At 35.6% G+C, this 19358-nt stretch carries 8 protein-coding genes; 1 reads left to right on the forward strand and 7 read right to left on the reverse strand.

The window, feature by feature from the left end; all coding sequences use genetic code 11:
• From FL972_RS06625 to FL972_RS06635, 3 genes are all read right to left on the reverse strand, one after another.
• The coding region (locus FL972_RS06625; RefSeq protein WP_144604268.1) for an Ig-like domain-containing protein at positions 1–7077 on the reverse strand (7077 nt) is incomplete at its 3' end.
• A 655-nt stretch (positions 7078–7732) separates the two neighbouring features.
• Complete coding sequence (locus FL972_RS06630) at positions 7733–9970, reverse strand: hypothetical protein (RefSeq protein ID WP_144604269.1); 2238 nt, start codon at positions 9968–9970, stop codon at positions 7733–7735.
• Between the two features lie 231 nt (positions 9971–10201).
• Entirely contained in the window at positions 10202–11926 is a 1725-nt protein-coding gene (locus FL972_RS06635) for a sensor histidine kinase (RefSeq protein ID WP_186300030.1), read from the reverse strand.
• 762 nt (positions 11927–12688) lie between these two features.
• Between FL972_RS06635 and FL972_RS06640 the strand changes: the two genes are divergently transcribed.
• A complete protein-coding gene (locus tag FL972_RS06640; RefSeq protein ID WP_144604271.1) occupies positions 12689–13438 on the forward strand; it encodes a LytR/AlgR family response regulator transcription factor in 750 nt (249 codons plus the stop codon).
• A 985-nt stretch (positions 13439–14423) separates the two neighbouring features.
• On the opposite strand, the gene FL972_RS06645 is transcribed toward FL972_RS06640, so the two are convergent.
• The 4 genes from FL972_RS06645 to FL972_RS06660 are packed head-to-tail and all read right to left on the reverse strand — an operon-like array spanning position 14424 to position 19235.
• Positions 14424–16130, reverse strand: a complete 1707-nt coding sequence (locus tag FL972_RS06645) for a capsule assembly Wzi family protein (protein ID WP_144604272.1) — start codon at positions 16128–16130, stop codon at positions 14424–14426.
• The gene (locus FL972_RS06650; RefSeq protein ID WP_144604273.1) at positions 16117–17226 is read right to left on the reverse strand and encodes a glycosyltransferase; all 1110 of its coding nucleotides are present in this window, start codon (positions 17224–17226) and stop codon (positions 16117–16119) included. Before FL972_RS06650 ends, FL972_RS06645 begins: the two co-directional genes overlap by 14 nt.
• Positions 17226–18458, reverse strand: coding sequence for a hypothetical protein (locus FL972_RS06655; RefSeq protein ID WP_144604274.1), 1233 nt, complete (start codon positions 18456–18458; stop codon positions 17226–17228). Before FL972_RS06655 ends, FL972_RS06650 begins: the two co-directional genes overlap by 1 nt.
• Before the next feature lie 30 nt (positions 18459–18488).
• Entirely contained in the window at positions 18489–19235 is a 747-nt protein-coding gene (locus FL972_RS06660; protein WP_144604275.1) for an acyltransferase, read from the reverse strand.
• Between the last annotated feature and the right edge of the window lie 123 nt (positions 19236–19358).

A 19358-nucleotide genomic window follows, 5' to 3' on the forward strand; every position in this document is an offset into this window, starting at 1 on the left:
ATTGCTCAGCTCATTGCTCAAAGCAGCATCGGTGAAGAATCGGAATACCGGATTGCTGATTCCAGGAGCTGTCGCAGACAAAGTAAAGCTGTCTCCCTCACAGATCTCTCCGCTGTTTGCTGTAATATCAGATGCCGTCGCTCGAGGATTGACTTTAACACTTACAGGAATTCTCCTTGGATCTTCACAGTTATCTCTGACTACAGCTATGTAATAGATTACTTCTCCAGGATTATTCAATTGAGGAGTTGTGAAAGTATTAGCATCCGCCAATAGCACTCCTCCTACTTCTGCATTATACCAGCGGATTGAGTTCCCTGGAAATGGTACCGCTTCTAGGATTGTAGATTCACCAACACAAACTTGAACATTTTCAGAAATAGAAGTAGGTCTGGCAAATTGTAATTGAGCCTGATAAATATCTATACTGGTAATAAGAGTAGATAAACCGGTTAACCGTATTTCCACTCTGTCAAAAGTGTCATTTGAAGGAATGAACACATCAAACCTGTCTCCAGATAAGACTGTAACTCTTAATGTTGAATTATTTAAAGAAAAGGAGTTTTTCGGGGTATTTCCGTCCAAAAGAGTAATCTGAACCGCTGAAATCAATGATGCGTCAGAAAGACCGCCAGGAAGCCCCAAGCTGAGTTTAACTGTATCCCCATTTGCGCCTTTGGTCGAGAACCCTAAGGTTTGGAAAATAGAACCATTAACACCAGCAGGAACAGTAAGTCTGCTAAATGTATCAGGGTTTCCATCAATTGCATTATTTTCATCTCTTGATGTACAATTAATACATAATCCAGAAGTGCCTACAATTTGAGAATTGGCAATTGTACAGTCATTTTGATTTTGAGATGGAGTGACGGTAAGCAAAACCATGGCCCTATCATTAGACAAACATCCGTTATCCGTGTTTCTTGTGCCCGCGAAGAATCGATAAGTACCTACTGGAAGAATACCAGGATTAAATGTAGAACCAACTGCAAGTTCATTTTCGACTTCATCATACCAAACTATTTCCACATCAGATGCTTCTGGTTGGAAGAATGCAGTAAATGTAGCATCAGATCCTTCAGTTATTATTAAATCACCATTTGTTTGGGGAGTTGGTGGAAGTGAGTTAACTAAGACTGAGGCTGTGGTAGCTGGTCCTACAAAACAAAATCCTTCCCCTTCAACAATGACATAATAAACAGTACTTTGTTGAGGACTTACGGTATAAGTTTGTCCTTCAAAAAATGAACCCGATAAGTCCTCCTGGGTAAACCATTTGAATACTGGATTTGGAAAATCAATTCCTGTAAGCTGAGCTGTCAGCGTAACCTCACCTCCACTACAAATTTCAGATACTAATGAGTTAATTGAGATGTTTTCTTCATTGACTTCTGAACAAGATGTTTGGATACTGTTCTGGGCCCTAATTGAAACCCTATTATTCAATTCATCGGTGTAAAACAGTTCCGCAATATTGACAATTGGATCCCCAACCTTGTCAATGGATTTAACTTCTGCCTGGAATTCAAATGTGATCGATTCTCCAAATCCAAGTGAAGGAATAGAAAACTCTAGAAGATCTCCATTTAAGCTGCCACCGCCAGAATTAGTCAACTCTAATCCGTTAGGAATCAAGTCCTTAATTTCCAAATCAAGCAAGGATCTGTTACTGGAGTTAGTTATAATTAGGGAATAATTAATTAGATCCCCTACCTCGACCAAACCAGAGCTTGTAGAATTATTACTCAATCCATTTTTTGTAAAGGCAAGCTCAACAACAGGCAACACATCAACTCTAGTACCGATTGGTCCATTTATATTGGGCTCGTTTGGATTAAGGTTATCCAAAGGAGAAAGTGATTGGATTTGAGTGCTAATTCCTGAGGATGAAAGATTAGCAATGTTTAGTATTTCATCCAATCCTGTTAAGTCTTGATTGACTGAAACCGTAAATTCAAAAGCAGTAGAAGTTTGACCGACTTCCAATTCAGCAAGTGAAAATGAAACTGAATTTCCACTTAGATTGCCACCGGAGACATAGCTCACTCCAGCTGGTAATTCATCTGTAATTGTAAGATTTCTTAAGTCTTGATTACCGGTGTTCCTAACAAAAATTATATATTTCAAGACTTCTCCTCCTTTAACAGCAGGAATACTTGGATCTCCATTTACTTGGTAGGCTTTCCAGATGAAAGCATCGAAAATTGGATCAACCGGAATATTAGTACCTGTGTCTCCGCTTTCATCTGGTTCTGTAGGATTTTCATTATCAACAGGAGGGAAAGTTTCTTTTCCAGGGTCTGTCTCATTAGCTTTAATTAATGCCACATTAGGTATGACTGGAATATCAGTAAGATTTCGCTCTACCCGAACTGAGAAACTTCTTGTTACAGTCGCTCCTGGAGCTATATTAATATTTTCAAAATGTATTACTCCATTTCGCTCCTCACCTCCACTACCAGAGACATAAGTGGTTTTTAATGGAATGGCATCCTCGATTTGGTAATTCAGCATAGGATTAACCCCATTATTCCTTATATGGATAGTATATTGTACTAATTCACCTCCTCTTACAGAATTAATTGTAGCATCATTTTCCACAATGAAGCTTTTCCATGTTTGAAATGATGGTGCTTCGCAATCTTGTTGGATGAAGAATAACCTAACATTAGGAATAATGGTGGAGCCTAAAAGAGATCGAAGACGGATAGCAACCTCATCTACTTCAACTCCAAGCGAAATTCTCAATTCTGAATTGCTTCCATTATTGAATAAATCCAGTAGATTAATTGAACCTAAAGCGGGGCTGGCTAAATTCTCTTGGTATACTTGTACACCATTTCTATATCCTAATAATTCAATTCTAGAAAAAATTCCAGCATCCAATATGCCATTACCAATTCCTAATTTCAACTTAATTACACCGGATTCTGGAATCACTTGGTTGAATTGGATGTTTTGTTGAATTGAACCATCAAATGCTACCGCTCCTAAACTAATTTCAGAGAAATCATCATTATTATTATTAGCTAAGGCCCGCTCAGGATTACTTACTCCATATCCACCTAAATTCAGAACATCAAGTGTTATTCCAGATCCATTGACAGAAGTGGTAAAAGAGGTACCGCATGACTCTACTGCAGAATCAAAGCATAATCCATAAACATTCAGAGTGTTTTCTTCACCAAGCAACAAAGCATCTGTAAATGACTCTATTCGAATCCTATTGTAAGCTGAATTAGGGGTGATTGCCAAATAAAAACGACCTTGAGCGTCTTTTACTACTTTGATTTGGCCTTGTGATCCTTCAAATGAATTTCTACTTGATCCAGTACTCAGGGTGTTTCCGATTTGATCTTTGACCGTCACGTCAAAATAAAAATCTCCCAAAGCTATAGATCCAGTTAAGTTGCTTATATCAGCCCCTAAATTTCCTGAAAGTAAAGTATTTAATAATTCGGAGGAAGCGTCAATTCTAATATAGGAAGTAGTTCCTGCCGGAATCAAAGTAGCATTGCCGTAGCCCAATTCCAAATGTCCTGAAAACCCACCTAAGCCAAGGGTTCCTCCTTGAGATCGGATAGTGGCAAATGTGGCAAAATTCCCATCAAATAAATTACCCAAATTATCTGCATTGGATGCGCTGATCAATTCCTCTGCACAAACTGGTTCAGCAAATGGAGGAGTTTCAGGGTCTGGGTCAGGACAAGCCATTGATACTCTAGATATTTCATATAATCTGATAGGAGCGCTTGTATTGACAGATACTGTTGACACAATTCCAAATGCCACCCTATCATAAATTACATTCGGTTCTATCAGTAACTCTTGAATTCCACCTGAATTCAATAATCCCAATAGGTCAACATTATTTATAATAGCATTTTGCAAAGGCTGATTGTAAACCTCTTGCGCACCATTGTACAAAACAACTCTGTAGGAACCTATTATGTCCAGATTCAACAATCCTGGGGCATTCAGTTGAGTTTTAATTCGCAATTTATCTGTTTGCTGAGACTTGGTCTTGAATAAAATCTCCTGAAAAACAGATGCCCCTGCCCCAGCGATCCCAAGGTTGATAGTTGAAAAATTTGATGTATTGGAATCTATAGTGTTCTCAGGATTGAAAACTCCTCCTTTGGAAATATCTACCAAATCAACGGCAATGCCATTTCCTGTAAATGAAGTAAATGAAGCTTGTTCACATACATCAATTTCGGTTTCTCTACATAAACTGAAAACCTTCATGGACGAGGTATTATTCAGTCCAACAAGTGCAGTCTGAAAATACTCAAGTCTAACTGATTGATAAGGTTGATTTGCAGTAAAGGCGATATAGAATTTTCCAAAGGAGTCTTTGACAATTTTGACATCCTGATTACCAAATGCATTTGTACTATTGGCGGTGTAAAGTGTTTGACCGCTAGAATTTTTCGGACTTATCGTAAAATATTGATCTCCTAATGCAACAGTACCTAACAAATCTGCAACATTTGAACCCAAACTGCCTGCTAATAGGGCATTGAGTAAATCGCCTTCCAACTCGATCCGGATGTAAGAAGTTTCATTTGCAGGAACAGGTGATGAAAATCCCAGTTCAATGTGACTTGAGTATGAACCTAACCCTAAGGCTGATCCAGTTCCAGCAGATAATGTGGCAAAACTATCACTTGATCCATCCACTGCGTTAAAAGGGAAATTCACATTAGACCAACTGATTAATTCAGTCGAACAAGAGGCATTATTGAATGGCGTATCGGTTTCAGTAATTGTAGGTAACTCAGGGTCCGGACAGTCTGTACTAAACCTCTCAATGCTAAAAACCTGTAATGGTACGGAGATGACTCCAGCACTAACTAGGGACTCCAGCCCTATTGCCAACCGATCAAAAGCAGCTCCCGGCCCAAAAGATAAATTGAGTGTTTCTCTATTTTGTATTAATTCAAGGAGATTCAAATCAGAGATCAATCCATCTCTTAAATTCTGAGAAAAGACTTCATTATCTCCATTGAAGGCTTTAACAACTATACTTCCTAATACTTCAGCATTAACTATTCCATTTCCCGATAGGGCAAGTTTGATTCTAAAATTATCATTTTCATTTGAAAGAGAATGAAATTGAACAATTTGAAAAATTGATGCCCCTATTCCAGTGGTACCGATTTTTATTTCAGAGGCTGTAGCAGGATTTCCATCTATGGCAAAACCGGCATTGGAAACTCCAGCTCCACTAATTCCAAGGAGATCCAAGGAAATACCATCACTAGTGACATAGGTATTATATGCCTGTTCGCAATTCTCGAAGCCTGTGGAACTGCAAACATGATACACGTTCATAGTACTACTTTTTCCAAAACCCGCGATGGAACTGAGGGTTTCAGTAATTCTAATGCTGTTGTATGGGGAATTAGGAATTACTTCTACATAAAAATGATTATTCTTGTCTTGAACAATTCTCATTGGCCGTTCAAAAAATGCATTCCTGCTACTCCCACTGACTACCGAATTTCCATTATTTTTTACTTCTACCGTGAAAAAATGGCGACCAAATACTGTATTGTCCACTACATCTCCTACCAAATTGCCCACTGAGCCATTCAGCAATCTTGTCAAAACCTCTTCATCAAAATCAATTCTGATATAAGAAGCTGAGTTTGCCGGTCTTTCAGAAAATCCCAATTCAATAAATCCTTCGTAGTCGCCAATCCCCAATGCAATTCCTGAACTGGCTTCCAATGTGGTAAATGAATCATTATTACCGTCAACAGTATTGAAAGGGAAATTGGCATTTTCAAATTCCAAAACGGAAGCAGAGCAATTGGAATTACTCAGCATAGGTAGAGTAGATGGTGGTGTATTGATCGGAGATGGATCTGGACAGTTAGCTCCAAACCTTTCAACTTCATAAAGCTGAATAGGCGAATTCGCCAAGGCGTTCAAAGACAAAATTGAATTATATCCTACCGTAACTCTGTCAAAAGATCTACCAGGTCCAAATGCCAATGTTACTTTTTCACCATTTTGAAGTAATGTTAAGACATCCAGACCGTTGATTAATCCACTACTTAGTTTTCTTCTGAAAACTAGATTATCTCCAGAAAAAGCTTTGATTTCTATTCCGCCAATTACATCTGCATTTAGGACCTCCGGATTTTTGATACTGAAAGAAACCTTGAAATAATCCTCTACACTTGAAGGACTTGAATATCTAATTTCTTGAAAAATCTCTGCCCCTACTCCGAGCATGCCAATACTGATTTCAGAAAAAGAAGAAGGATTCCCATCAATTGCATGTTCAGGGCTGGTAACCCCGGCACTTCCTAAATCCAACAGATCAAGACTTAGTCCTGATGAGTTGAAAGAGGTAAATTCCGGTTCCCCACAATTATCCTGACCTTGAAAATAAAATGCCGAATATACATCTAATTGGTATTCTGACCCTAAACCAGCCAAAGCACCTGAATTTAGCTTTACTCTAACTCTGTCATAGGAAGATTGGGGCTTAACAGCTAGATAAGTTCTACCCAAATTATCCTTAACCAGATCTATATTGTTCCCAACAAACCCATTGGAAGAAGATCCGGAAAGCACCACTGATCCTGTGGAATTCCTAGCCTCCACACCAATTACTTGCCTACCCAGTAATGTAGCTCCACCTAAATCAGAAATCAGCTTTCCGAGATTACCTCCCAATAAAACTTCAAGTATATTTGGATCCGCATCAATTCTGACAAAAGACCAGGTATTGGCCGGGACATCATTCGGAAACTTTAATTCAAGTTCAGAGTCGTATGATGCCAATCCAGCCAATAACCCTGGGCTAGCAAAAAGCCTTGCAAAATTTTCATCATCATTAATTGCAAAGTTAGGGTTTACCACTGTTGGACTAAAACAGGGTGAAAGGTTGAGCGTACCACATCCAACCAATGAGGTCATCTTGTCTGCTGGACTGGTGAAGGTAACCTCTGTGGCCAGTATTTTAGAGACTTGTGCCTCAGCAATGAATGGAAAAATTAAACATTGAAAAGAGACTAATAATTGAAGCCAAAACTTTAGTCTAGGTAAACCTGTAATCATAAGATAATTATTAAAAACAAAGACAGTCTGAATGAGTCTATTACTTTTTGAAAATTAATTCAACACGTTATTTCTCAAGTCTTAATTGGCTAACACCAACCTTAAGTCTAAAAGAAAAGCCTTAGCCTTTACTATTTTTATAATAATGAAACAGATTCATAATGGATAGTTGAATACAATAAGTATTTTAGTCGATACTAATAATTTGAGGACAGAAAAATACCCCCATTAAATAGAGAAAGAATCATTTCTCAATCTTATTAAAAATCAAACCTTAAATATTTTGAATCAACACATCAAAGAATCATCCACTTACCATTATTCGTATAGGTCAGGCGTGACCAAAGTAAGTAAAAAGGATTTTCAAGGTCACTATGGAAATTTCAGGATGTTATTAAAAAACATGATTCTGTTATTTTAATGCTTTTATCTGTAACTTTTAAAAAAACATTTATAAATAATGACTATTGGTATTTATTCCTGAGTGACTTCATTTATCTAAATTCAATAGATAGTTTGAAAAATTACCTTTCAAGAGAGACCAAATTATTTAAACAAAGATTAAAAACACCAAAAAAATTAATCTTATTTTTCACAATTATTAAACAAATATAAAATATACTTTTCGGATATCATTTTTTAATAACTTGTAGTGCTATTTCATTATATGAAATGCAGTTTTTATATTATTAAAGTAAATTATAATTATGTATGAACCCGAAGGAAGGAAATTCAAATGATTTACTTCTATTTTTTTCCCCACTTGATTAAGTGAAATCTCTTTAGTAATCAGAGTTTCTCCTGAATGAGAGACTAATTGAATTAATGCTGCTTTTTCTGATGAAAAGGGAAAATCTACGTTAATTTTATCCTCAAACACAGTGGGATATACCTTTACTGATTGTTCTTTGATTTCGGGAGCTTTGATGGAAATCACAGATGAAACAAACAAGGTCTTACCGAGCTCTGATTCGACCTTAACTCGGTAAAAATTGAAATTTGGCCATGGATTTTTATCCACAAACTTTCCATTTTCCTGATTTTTACCAGAAACCCTAAAAGCTTCAGTCCATTGAAGACTTTGATTCGCTTTTTCAAGGATTAAACTATGTTCTTCCTTTAGATTAGTGAGCTTCCAAAAAATTTCAATTTCTCTGGAATCATTGATTTTTGAATGGAACTCTTCCAGTTCAATTCCTAATACCACAATTATAGAATTTAATCTGAGGGCTCTAGGCGATGAAGCAGGGCAATTCCCCGGACCAGCATAATTTACATATAGAAAGAACGGGTCGCTTGGGTCAATATAAGGCATATTAGTAATAGTCAGCTCTCCATTTGGCTCAAGCTGAAATAAAATATTGTCCAAGAGCATGCCATCAAATATTGGTTGGGATTGAGCCTCATCCAAAAACCAAAAAAATGAAGTGGAATTTAGCTCCATATTGGGCAGAGAGGGTGTCAAGACGATATCGTCAAGCCCCTCTCTGTATTGATAAACCCCATTTGCATCTACACTTACTTCATTGGATGGTTCAATTAGGATCTCCTCAGGCCTACTTTTTTCAATTACCTCAACCTCAAACTTCCAAGGAATGCTTATCTGCGAACATCCTTGATATCTACTTCTCAAAGCATATTCATGCAAACCAGGCGGCAAATTTTCCGGAACATCAAATTCATCATACTCTCCAATAAACAAAATGGAATCATCTTCGACTTTATACCACAAATAATCCAATCCATGCTCTAATTGAGGAGTGATTCTCAACTCATCTCCTTGACAAATTCTAAATCGGTCTTCTTCTCCTTCAAAATCAGGTTCAGGCATTTTAGGAACAACATACAAACCAGATATACCTAAATGGTCATTGACCAATCCCAAATTAACTAATGAGGTAATCTTCACTCCCAACTGATCTATAGGAGCAGAATCAATGGCAATTGAAAATTGAATAATTTCATCGGATCCAAATAGACCAAGCAGGTCAAGATCTATAAAAGAAGATAATTGTACTTGTTGGGTTGAAACACCATTTGAATAACTGATAATTTGGATATTATTCAAAATTCCCAAATCCAATAGAGATTTACTTATTTTCAAATTGACCAAAACATTTTTATTTGGATTTAGCGCTTGGTCAAAATAAAATATCTGTTCAGACTCAGCGCCCAAAGTCGAAAGTATTCCTAAAGACAGAGATGAATACGTATTCATAAAATCCTCATCTATAGCATATTGTAACTCTGAAATGGGAGGATTTAATCGAAGTAAATCCAGAGACATCCCATTTCCTTCAAAACTGGTATAGAGTGGAACTAGATCACAAGCTTCCTGAACTTGGTGGTAAAAAGCATAATAAACATCTAAAGAATAGGAAATTCCAGTTCCTATCAAAGACCCGGATTTATTATGAATTCTTATTCGTTGAAAATCTTGAGGGGGAATTACGCGTAGGAAATACTCCCCTTGGGAATTAATTACAAGCCTCAAAGAAGAACTCCGAAACCCGGACTCACTATCTTCTTTGAATACAGTATTTCCATGAGCATCTTTCAATTCAATTTCAATGACTTGATTTCCTATCATTACATTTCCCAAGGTTTGCAAAAGACTTTTTCCAAGACTTCCCCCTAGTAATGAACTCAGAAAATTCTCATCACCATTAATTCGCACATAAACTGGAGTTCGTGCAGGGATTTTTTCGTCAAAACCAAGTTCCAAAACAGCGCTATGTTTGCCCACTCCTAAGGCTAGGCCAGGATTGGCTCTAAGTGTGGAAAAGCCAGGTTCTACCAAAGCTCTATTTGGATGTCGAGTATGGCCTGGAGTAGAAAAAATAAGATTATCCGCCAAGATCTTGGTTGCGTGAGAACTTACACTGAAATTCAAAAATAGAATTATGAAAAGTGTAAGTCGAAAATATAAATAAGAATGATTTTTATAGAATGAAAAAAAGTTCATAGTTGGGAAATGTAAAACACATCCCCAAAAGAAAGCATTCATTTTTACTATTTCTACACCATAAGTTAAAGATGATATATTTCAGCCTCTAAAGGTTATCGAAATGCAATATATTGTTACTTTAATAAATTCATTAAACTACCTTTCAAAAGAAATATATTAACCTTTAGGTAAAAGAACCTGAAAAACTGTGCCTACATTAATTTTTGATTTAACTTTAATTGATCCATTATGGATATTAATAAAATTTTTTACTGCTACAAGCCCCAGACCAGTACCTTCAATTTCATTGGCATTATCGCCTCTATAATATGGAGTGAAAATATAAGGAAGATTTTTATCACTAATCCCCATACCATAATCTTTCAATATAAAACCGATTTTTTCTTTCATGTTAATGATTTTTAATTCTGGTTTTCTTCTATTTCCACCGTACTTCAATGCATTAGTCAATAAATTCAGAATCGCTGTTCTCACTAAAAACTCATCGATAATTATTTTTGCTTCTTCCAGTTGCTCTGCCTGAAATTGAATTTTTGACTCCATCGAATTCTCCTTTAATATATTTTTTATAAATCCAACGAGGTTCACTGTAGTTTTATGGAGGGGAATTTCATTTTTATTAGTATAGTTATACACCATAGAATTGATCATAATTTTATGAAGCTTTTTAGCTTCACTTTTCATCTTTTCCAGATGATTTAAGACTCTTTCCTTTTTATTGGATTCCCACTTCTCTTCAGCCAAATAAAAGTTTGAAATTTCAAGACTTGAAAGAATGGTTGCTAAAGGAGTTTTAAACTCATGGGCAATAATCCCCATAAAATCACTAATGAATGATTTAAATTCTTTTTCTCTTTTTAAAGATTGTAACAATTTTTTCTCTGCTTTGACTTGGATACTTGCATCCCTTAGAACGGCTAATATCCTCTTTCCAGAAGAGGTCAAAAATTCATTAACTGATGACTCAAGCCAAAAAGGATCATTTTCATCCCACTCTACTTTGATCCTTGATCGGTAGGTCCCATTCTCTTGTAAATATTCCTCAGAGATAGTTTTCAAAATCACTGTCTTGATTTTACATTTTGCTATTTCTTCAGGAATCCCAAAACTAAAATGATTTTTAAAGCTAGGAGATAAGAATAAAAACTCTTTCTTTTCATCTAATACAGCAATTGTATCCGGAGAATAATCTAAAATTGAGGATAAGATTTTAGATTTCTCTAAGGAATCTTTTTCCAAGAAAATATTTTGTTGCTCATTTTGATAGGACCTCAGTAAAACGGAGTATGTGGATATAAAAGGCTGAAGATCTTCAATATCCGTTTTAAAAAATCCATTTTCCTTATTTCCCAAACCGATTAACCCAAGAATGTCCTGGCCATAGGAGATGGGGATTCCAAGGAAGTTTTTTATTTCAGGATGTCCCGGTATCTTCTTTTTGGAGGAATAAGGGCTGTTTTCGGGATCATTTTCACAAATGATTTCATTATATTTAATACAGGCACCAAATAAATTATCAAAATCCCTAAAATAAAATTCATTAGTTATCAGCTCATCAATCAGTTGTTTTGATTTTTCGCTCTGGGATTGAAAATCAGTGAAAGCCTGAATTTTCATAAAATATTTTCCGTCTTCTGATTTACCTACCTTACCGATAAATCCATATTTGGCATGCACTATTTCCAAAATATTATCCAAAAATAATTGATATGGATTCTGTCCACTTTTGGATAGTAAAAAATGATTTTGCACTTCTGACAGTTTTGATAAAATCAAGTTCTTCCTCTGATTTTCTCGGTTCAGTTTTACTGACTCAGTTATGTCTCTTACAGTTGAAATAAAACACAATTGCCCTTCGATGATGATTTTTGAGATATTCATTTCAAACCAGCCTCCCTTTGGATATTTCAGTCTAAGTTTTGGCTGTATAACTAAAGTGATAGATTCGGAATGAATCCAATCAATTATTCTTTCTAAATCCTCTTTCTCATAAAAAAAGTCCGATAACTTAAACCCCAACCCTAAATTAGATAAAGGTTCTAGGACAATTTCAACTAGCTTGGAATTCAAGCCCAAAACCTTCTCAAGCTTATTGTCCAATAAAATGGAAGGATCGTCAAATTTTTCTAAAATGTCTATAGCATCTTTAAAAGAAAGATTGAATTTTTGTTCTTGATTTTGAACAAAAATCAGGAGATGTAATGAATTTCCATTTGGATTATACCACCCTTTTTCCCGAAAAATTGTAGAGGATTCCGATCCATCCAATGACCAAGTGAAATCCACATCATTCAATATAGGATAACAGGTAGATCTTCCTCCCATACTTTCGGGAATCCTCGCTATCTTATCAAAATCATCCAGAGATTTAATTTTATCAAATTGTTCTGACCCAAAGAGAATTTTTACTCTCTCTGAACTTTTTAGCAGCTCACCAGTAGCCAAAGAAAAAATCAAATCTTCATTTCCGGCCTGAGTTTCATTGAGTTCAAACATGAAATATTCTACATTGTAATTAAAAATTTAAATTAAGTTTTAATTCTATTGAAAAAACAGCTGTTTTGAATAAATTTGGCAAAATTTAACTAGGTTATCGTTTTTTGATTGAAGATTAAACAAATAGCGAAACATTAACTCTTTAGCATGTCTTCAAACTTCAAACCAAAATTAGTTCTTATAGAGGATAACTTGAACCTCTCCGAAAATCTTTGTGAGTTGTTGGAAATCAACAACTATAATGTCATAGCTACCTATGATTCAGCTGAGAATGTGTTAGAGTCATTGAAAAGGCAGCCTCCGGATTTAGCCCTGATCGATATCAAATTAAAAGGTGAAGAAAATGGAATCCAATTGGCTACTAAAATTAGAAGTGAAATTGATATCCCATTGGTATTTATAACTTCTTCTTCAGGGAAAGAAGTGATTTCTAGAGTAAGCCATCTAAAGCCGGACGGTTTTATTGTCAAGCCATTTACTACAGAGACCCTGATTACCAGTATAGAATTAGCTTTCACCAATCACTCAGGAGAAAAAAACAATGAAACCATCGATCATTTGGTTGGAAGTAGAAAATCAAAAGAGGAGTTTTTTGTGAGAGAAAATGGCTGGTTGAAAAAAATTAAAACCAATGATGTAGACTGGATTAAGACTGAAGGAACCTACACACATATTTATGTCAAAGGAAGGCAGTTTACTTTAAGAAATACGATCAAAGAGGTCATGGGAGTTCTAGATGAAAACCAATTTTTGAGGGTACACAAATCCTACATTATAAATCTAGAACAAATTGATGCCTTTAATTCAACAGCTGTAAAAATAGATGACCATGAAATTCCAATAGGAAGAAACTTTTACAAGGATTTGGTAGCACTGGTTAACAAGATTAACAATTAATGTATTTTTCTGCAAAAAGGCCTATTTACATTTTTTTTGTTTGTTCGATTGGATACTTGGACTTCGGAAAAGAGAAGTGACTTCGGAAAAATGTTTTAAATTCTGTTTCCTATCCTAATTTTTGAGCATAAAAAAACCAGCGCTAGGGTGGTTTGAAACTTGAATTCGGACAATTTGATTAATTCATGGAAAACGTTTAAACTTTAAATTTTCCACTTTAAACTTCTTTTATCTCGCTCCTTTGGAGCTGAAACAAACTCTAGTTTTAATTGCTAATTTCTAAGAAATCCTGCTCCTTCGGAGCTTGGCAATCAAACTGGAAAATGGGGCTAATTTTTAAGCTTTAAATTATTTTTCACCGCTGAGCCGCAAAGACCGCAAAGGATATCACGGAGAAAAATTTTTTATACCACAAAGAAATCATAGATCACATAGTATAAAAAACAGGAGTCCTTTCAATCGACCTATGCTCCAATAACCATTAACAATTAACTTTCCCCCCTTCTTCGCCTCTTCGCTCCTTTGCGAGAGATCAAAAACCGCTGCGCCGCTGCGCCACTGCGAGAGACTTAAATTCTTTTACCGCTGAGCCGCAAAGACCGCTAAGGATATCACGGAGAAAAACTTTTTAAACCACATAGAAATTATAAGTCACATAGTTTAAATCAAAATAGCCCCTTCAATAGACCTATGCCCTAATAACTAATAATCAATAACCATCAACTCTCACCCCTTCTTCGCCTCTTTGCTACTTTGCGGGAGATCAAAAACCGCTGCGCCGCCGCGTCACTGCGAGAGACTTAAATTCTTTCACCTCAGAGCCGCAAAGACCGCTAAGAACTCCACAGAGAAAAATTTATTAAACCACATAGAGAGGATAGAAAACATAGCCTCAGAGCAGATAAACTTGGAATAGGACGACAATCCTAATAACTATTAACTCCCATCCCCTCTTTGCCACTTCCACTCTTTGCGGGAGGCATCTCTACTCCTTCTTCTTATTCCAGAAATAAATCGCCGACACCTGCCCCATCACCGAAGTAAGATTTTTCCCTTTCGGAAAATCTGGGGTACTTGTCGGATCCAACTGCCACTGGTAGTTGCGTGCATGGATCAACTGAAGCTTGGAGCTAAGAAGTAAGTTGTTGAATTGTTTGTCGTACAAGAAACCTAGAGAGAGGTCGACCCAGGGTTTACGCTCAGTGAACTGAAGCAAGGCCTTGTAATAAAAGTCCTGATTATTTGCCAAGCGCTCAAAAAGCAAACCCATTTTATCCACACCCTCAACTAAGGAAACTTCTACAGTTTGCAAATTTGAACCTGTTCCAATTCCCACACCTAGAGGTTGCCCGTAATTCACAAAGCCCCGTGCAGGAAAATGAGTATGCCATGAATTTCCACCGCCTATGTACGGTATTTCTGCTGTTCCATATCGAAGTATTCTATTTATGGATTCTTGTTGATGAGTTACTTCAGATCGAATTTGAATAGTTTTACCGATTTCGGGAATATCAAACAATTGATTGAATCCAAAAATAAAAGCACGAGCATGTTCAGGGTTGAGAATATATTCTCTCCAATCAAATGCATGATCTCTTCTCCCATATTCAAAATACAACTCAGACTTCGTCTTAGGTATAACTAATCTTCCGAATATAGTTACCGTTTGATCTCTCCCGTTTGCATCAAAATCCACTGAGTTTCCATCTGCAAAAAAGTTTTTCTTTTGAAAAGCCTCAAAAATAGGGAACCAATCATAGAAAGTATTCCCCCTACTTGCATTGTATTGTTGGAAAGTTCGACTAAATCCAAAATAAAAGCCTTTTACCCATTTAGGGCTCCAAGTAAATGTGATAGCGTTGGTATAGCGTGAATCCCCCGTAAAGGGAGTAAAATACCGGTCATTTAACTCTTCATTTTGAGAAGGAGCAAACCCAGAGTTTTCTAACCTTCCCATAATCATTTGCAATTCGATATTTCCTAAGAAAGTATTTGCAGGTTTGGTTGTATTGATAGTGAAATGAGGGAAGCCCTGTGCATTATTGGAGAATGTTAGAGCATTAAACTGCCCTGGTCCCCACCAAATATTTTCTGTGCTTCCTCCTATTTCAAAAGCTCCAAATTGAAAAGTAAGCTTAGACTGTCCCCACCATGGTTTGAAATACCAACCAGATCCATATCTTTCTGGATTATCACCAATATTCCATAAAAAAAAACGTCGTCTAAGTTCTAGTTCGTTGAATTCTTCTAAACTGGTTAAAAAACCTGCATTTTGGGCCAAAACAAACTCAGGCCGAAATGTAAAATTAATAAACGTATACTTAGCGTGAATACCACCAGATATATAGGTTTGAATACCTGGGTTTGGAATTAATCCATAATCTGCCCATCCATAGGGTCTCCCTGTAAGAATTCTAGTCATATTAATAAATGGTAAAACTCCAACTTCCAGTTCATTTAACGAAAATGGCAAGTCAATTTCATGAGTAATACCGTATAAACTATCAATTGATTCAATTGGTCGAAGGAAAAATGAAGCACCTACACTATCATTATTAACCAATTGCTTTCTTCTTTGAAATTCCTCGATTAAAGGAAAACCCGATGGCAAAGATTGCCCGAACAAAACCCATGGTATCGTTAAAAGAAAAAATCCAATTACCGATAAAAGAAAACCTCTAAACAGATTCATAAAGTCTTTTAAACTCCTTCACCATTTTATCCTTGGTGAATAACTCAAAATAACGAGCCCTAGCATTAAGACTAAACTCCTCTTTTAAATCAGAGTCATGTAGAATCAAATTTATTGCATTCCCAAGCTTTTCAGAATCATTGACAGGAACCACAAACCCCGTTTTCTTATCTTGGTTTACCCAAGGTACTCCAGAACCTTCGATATTACAACTAACTACTGGACAACCAAAACTCATCGCCTCTATTATTACCACTCCAAAAGCCTCGGATTTTTCATTGGATGGCAAACAAAAAACATCGGCTAGCTTAAAATACTCGCCTAATTCTTCGAAAGGTATTTTACCCAAAAATACAACCCTATCTTTAAAGCCTTTTTCAATAACTTGATCCTTAAGTTCAAAAGAAAGCTCTCCTTCACCACCCAGAAGAACTATGGTATCCTCATCAAAAGTCTCAACAGCATCAATTAGCGTAGAAAAATTCTTATAGTAAATGTGGCGTCCTAAAGCGAAAATGATCTTCTTCCCTGAATAACGCTGCGTAAGCTTTTCTCGCAATGTCGGATTTTCAGGGAACTCCGATTGATCAATGCCAATCGGAATAATTTGTACCTTATTTCTATAATGCTTCAAGTCATCAGAGCCCTCTAAATAGTTAGGGCTGGTTACTACAATCGTTGAAGCAAGAGTTAGCAATCTTTGCTGAAAAGGATTAAAAAAAATTTTAGCAATCTTTTGACGAATTATATCACTATGCCAATGTACAATAATCTTACCCTTGTAACCCACATGCAAAATTGCCATAATCGCTATCGGATTAGGTAAATGTACATGTATGATAGAATACCTGTCCTTAATTTCTTTTAAAGTTTTAAAAAAATCAATTGAAATCGGCGTAGACAATGCATTAATAATAACATCTGACTTAAATACGTGATAGCCTCTCAAAACACACTCTGATCCTCTATTCTCGTTAAAGCACAATACATCAGTACTAACTTCTAAATTATTCAACCCCTCAACAAGGTCGAAATTAACTTTTTCTATTCCACCGAAATAGGGTGGATAAAACTTGCCTAAATGCAAAACTTTCACTATAGTGTAAAAATTAATATGGTAGATATAAAGAACAGAATTCCAATGCCAGTATGAACTCTTGTTGTTAATGAATAAACTATTTGCCTCCTTCTCAAGATATACTGTTGTCCATAAAAGAAAAGCCAAAGTATAACATTATTAATAACAAGAATCATTAACACATTTAGTTGAAACAGCTGACTTATTGTGTACAATGTAAAAATCAATCCAACTACAAAAACAATAAGTAGTAAGATAAATTCTTTAACCTTTTGTTCTCTTTGCATAGAAGATTCAAATAAAGCAGTATTAATCCAAAAAACAACTTGGAAAAGACATAGAATAAAAATCTTTAAATCAGGAACAATGTTAAACTCAAGAAACGAAAATAAGGGTGAAGAAATCCATGTAAAAACGGTTGCAAAAATTAGATTGATCAATAATATCAATAAAATAATTTTAAAATATTTCTTATCCAGAATTTCATGCTTCTCTAAAAAAAAGCCTCGAAACATCAATATCCCAATAAACCTAAACGCTAGTAAGGATAAACCTGCAAATCTAAAATAGAGAGAGTAAGCTGCCACATCCTCAAAACTACCAAAATATTCAATGAAAAGCCTTGTGCTCGAAGATAGCAGTATAATTAGTGGGCCAGAGATCAAAATCAATCCCCCAAATTTATATATTTCTTTAATTGATTGAAATGACACATCTCTATACCCTCTGCAACGCGGAATATGATAAAATACACTTGATAGAAACAAGCTAATCAATATAGAAATATGCCAGAGCCTAATCGAAAATTCAGCAAATCCATTATACATCAGGCAAAGTAAAATACTCATTACAATGTAAACGGATGTATCTGCAATAATCGAAAAACTATTCCTTCCATTTGATTTTAGTATACCTGAAATAACTACTTGATCGGCAAAAGCAACACCGAGAATAAAGGCTCCAAAAATAGGATTCGTCAGAAATGAGGAAATCGTTACCGCGGTTAATATCAAAACAGCAATTAAGAATACGAAATGAAAGTGAAAAACTGGCTTTAAAGAAATTTTATCATTCTTTAAGACATAAAAAGCATAAGATCCAACCAGGCCTGCAGAAAAAACCCCGGTGAGCATTTGACCTAGGTTTAAAGAATACTCAAATTGCCCGTACTCAAATTCTGAAGAAATCAGCGTAGCCACACCTAAAGGAGCCAAGTAACTAACTGATTTAACCAGAGCAAATAAAATCATTATTGGGCCCAATCTTTTTAACATTAAACCCTATCCTTTACTTGGCTTTTCGTAAACTTCTTCCACCAAACCATCCAAATTTATCTTTTTAAGCTTTTTCTTGGAGTCTTCATAATCCTTCTCTATATATCGAAGAGGTTGAGCTACATACATCCCTGATTTCGTCAGATTTTTTGAGATGCAACTACTACTCCCTATAGTTATACCATCAGCTACATAAACTCCAGCATTTATAACACAACTAGAACCTACATAGACATTATTGCCAATATTTATTTCACCATCAATTCTAAACCTATCGGGACCTGTAGGAGCATGTAAATAACCATGAGTCCATAGTTGAGAATGAGAACCAGCAATAATTGAAAAGTCTCCTAAATTAATACTTCGCATCATGTCAATTTTATGACCGGCTGTAATCTTTGCTAAAACACCTAGGTTCAATGCTGATTTACCATAAGATACTCCCTTTCCTGCTCTAGTAATAACACAAGAATTACCTATTGCGCTTTTTTCCTTTAGCAAGACAATAAAATTCCCTCTTAAAAAATTGAATCTACCTATAATGGCATTAGAAGACATTTCTAAATAATCAAATTTAAGAAAATTAAAATTCCCAATACGACTTCCATCACCTATTTTCATTTTACCAATGGCTACGATTGAAAAACCAATTCTAGCTTTCAAACTAATATTATGACCTATTAAATTTAAAAGTACTGGTTTAAGAAAGCTTAAAGGAATTAAACAGATGAGTAAAGTAAGAAACCTAATCATTATTAATAATTTTAATAGTTAAATTACTTAAATGAAATTTTGAATGATAACTTCAGACAATACTCTTAGTATCATATTACTTAATTTAACATCGAAAACAGACCAATACTTTCTTGAATAGAA

This window comes from Algoriphagus algorifonticola (assembly GCF_007655305.1).
Taxonomy (GTDB): domain Bacteria; phylum Bacteroidota; class Bacteroidia; order Cytophagales; family Cyclobacteriaceae; genus Algoriphagus; species Algoriphagus algorifonticola.

Coding starts and splice junctions, on each gene's coding strand:
- FL972_RS06635 (WP_186300030.1), bottom strand. CDS start 11,926: ATGAATATCTCAAAAATCATCATCGAAGGGCAATTGTGTTTTATTTCA.
- FL972_RS06660 (WP_144604275.1), bottom strand. CDS start 19,235: ATGATTAGGTTTCTTACTTTACTCATCTGTTTAATTCCTTTAAGCTTT.
- FL972_RS06645 (WP_144604272.1), bottom strand. CDS start 16,130: ATGAATCTGTTTAGAGGTTTTCTTTTATCGGTAATTGGATTTTTTCTT.
- FL972_RS06655 (WP_144604274.1), bottom strand. CDS start 18,458: ATGATTTTATTTGCTCTGGTTAAATCAGTTAGTTACTTGGCTCCTTTA.
- FL972_RS06640 (WP_144604271.1), top strand. CDS start 12,689: ATGTCTTCAAACTTCAAACCAAAATTAGTTCTTATAGAGGATAACTTG.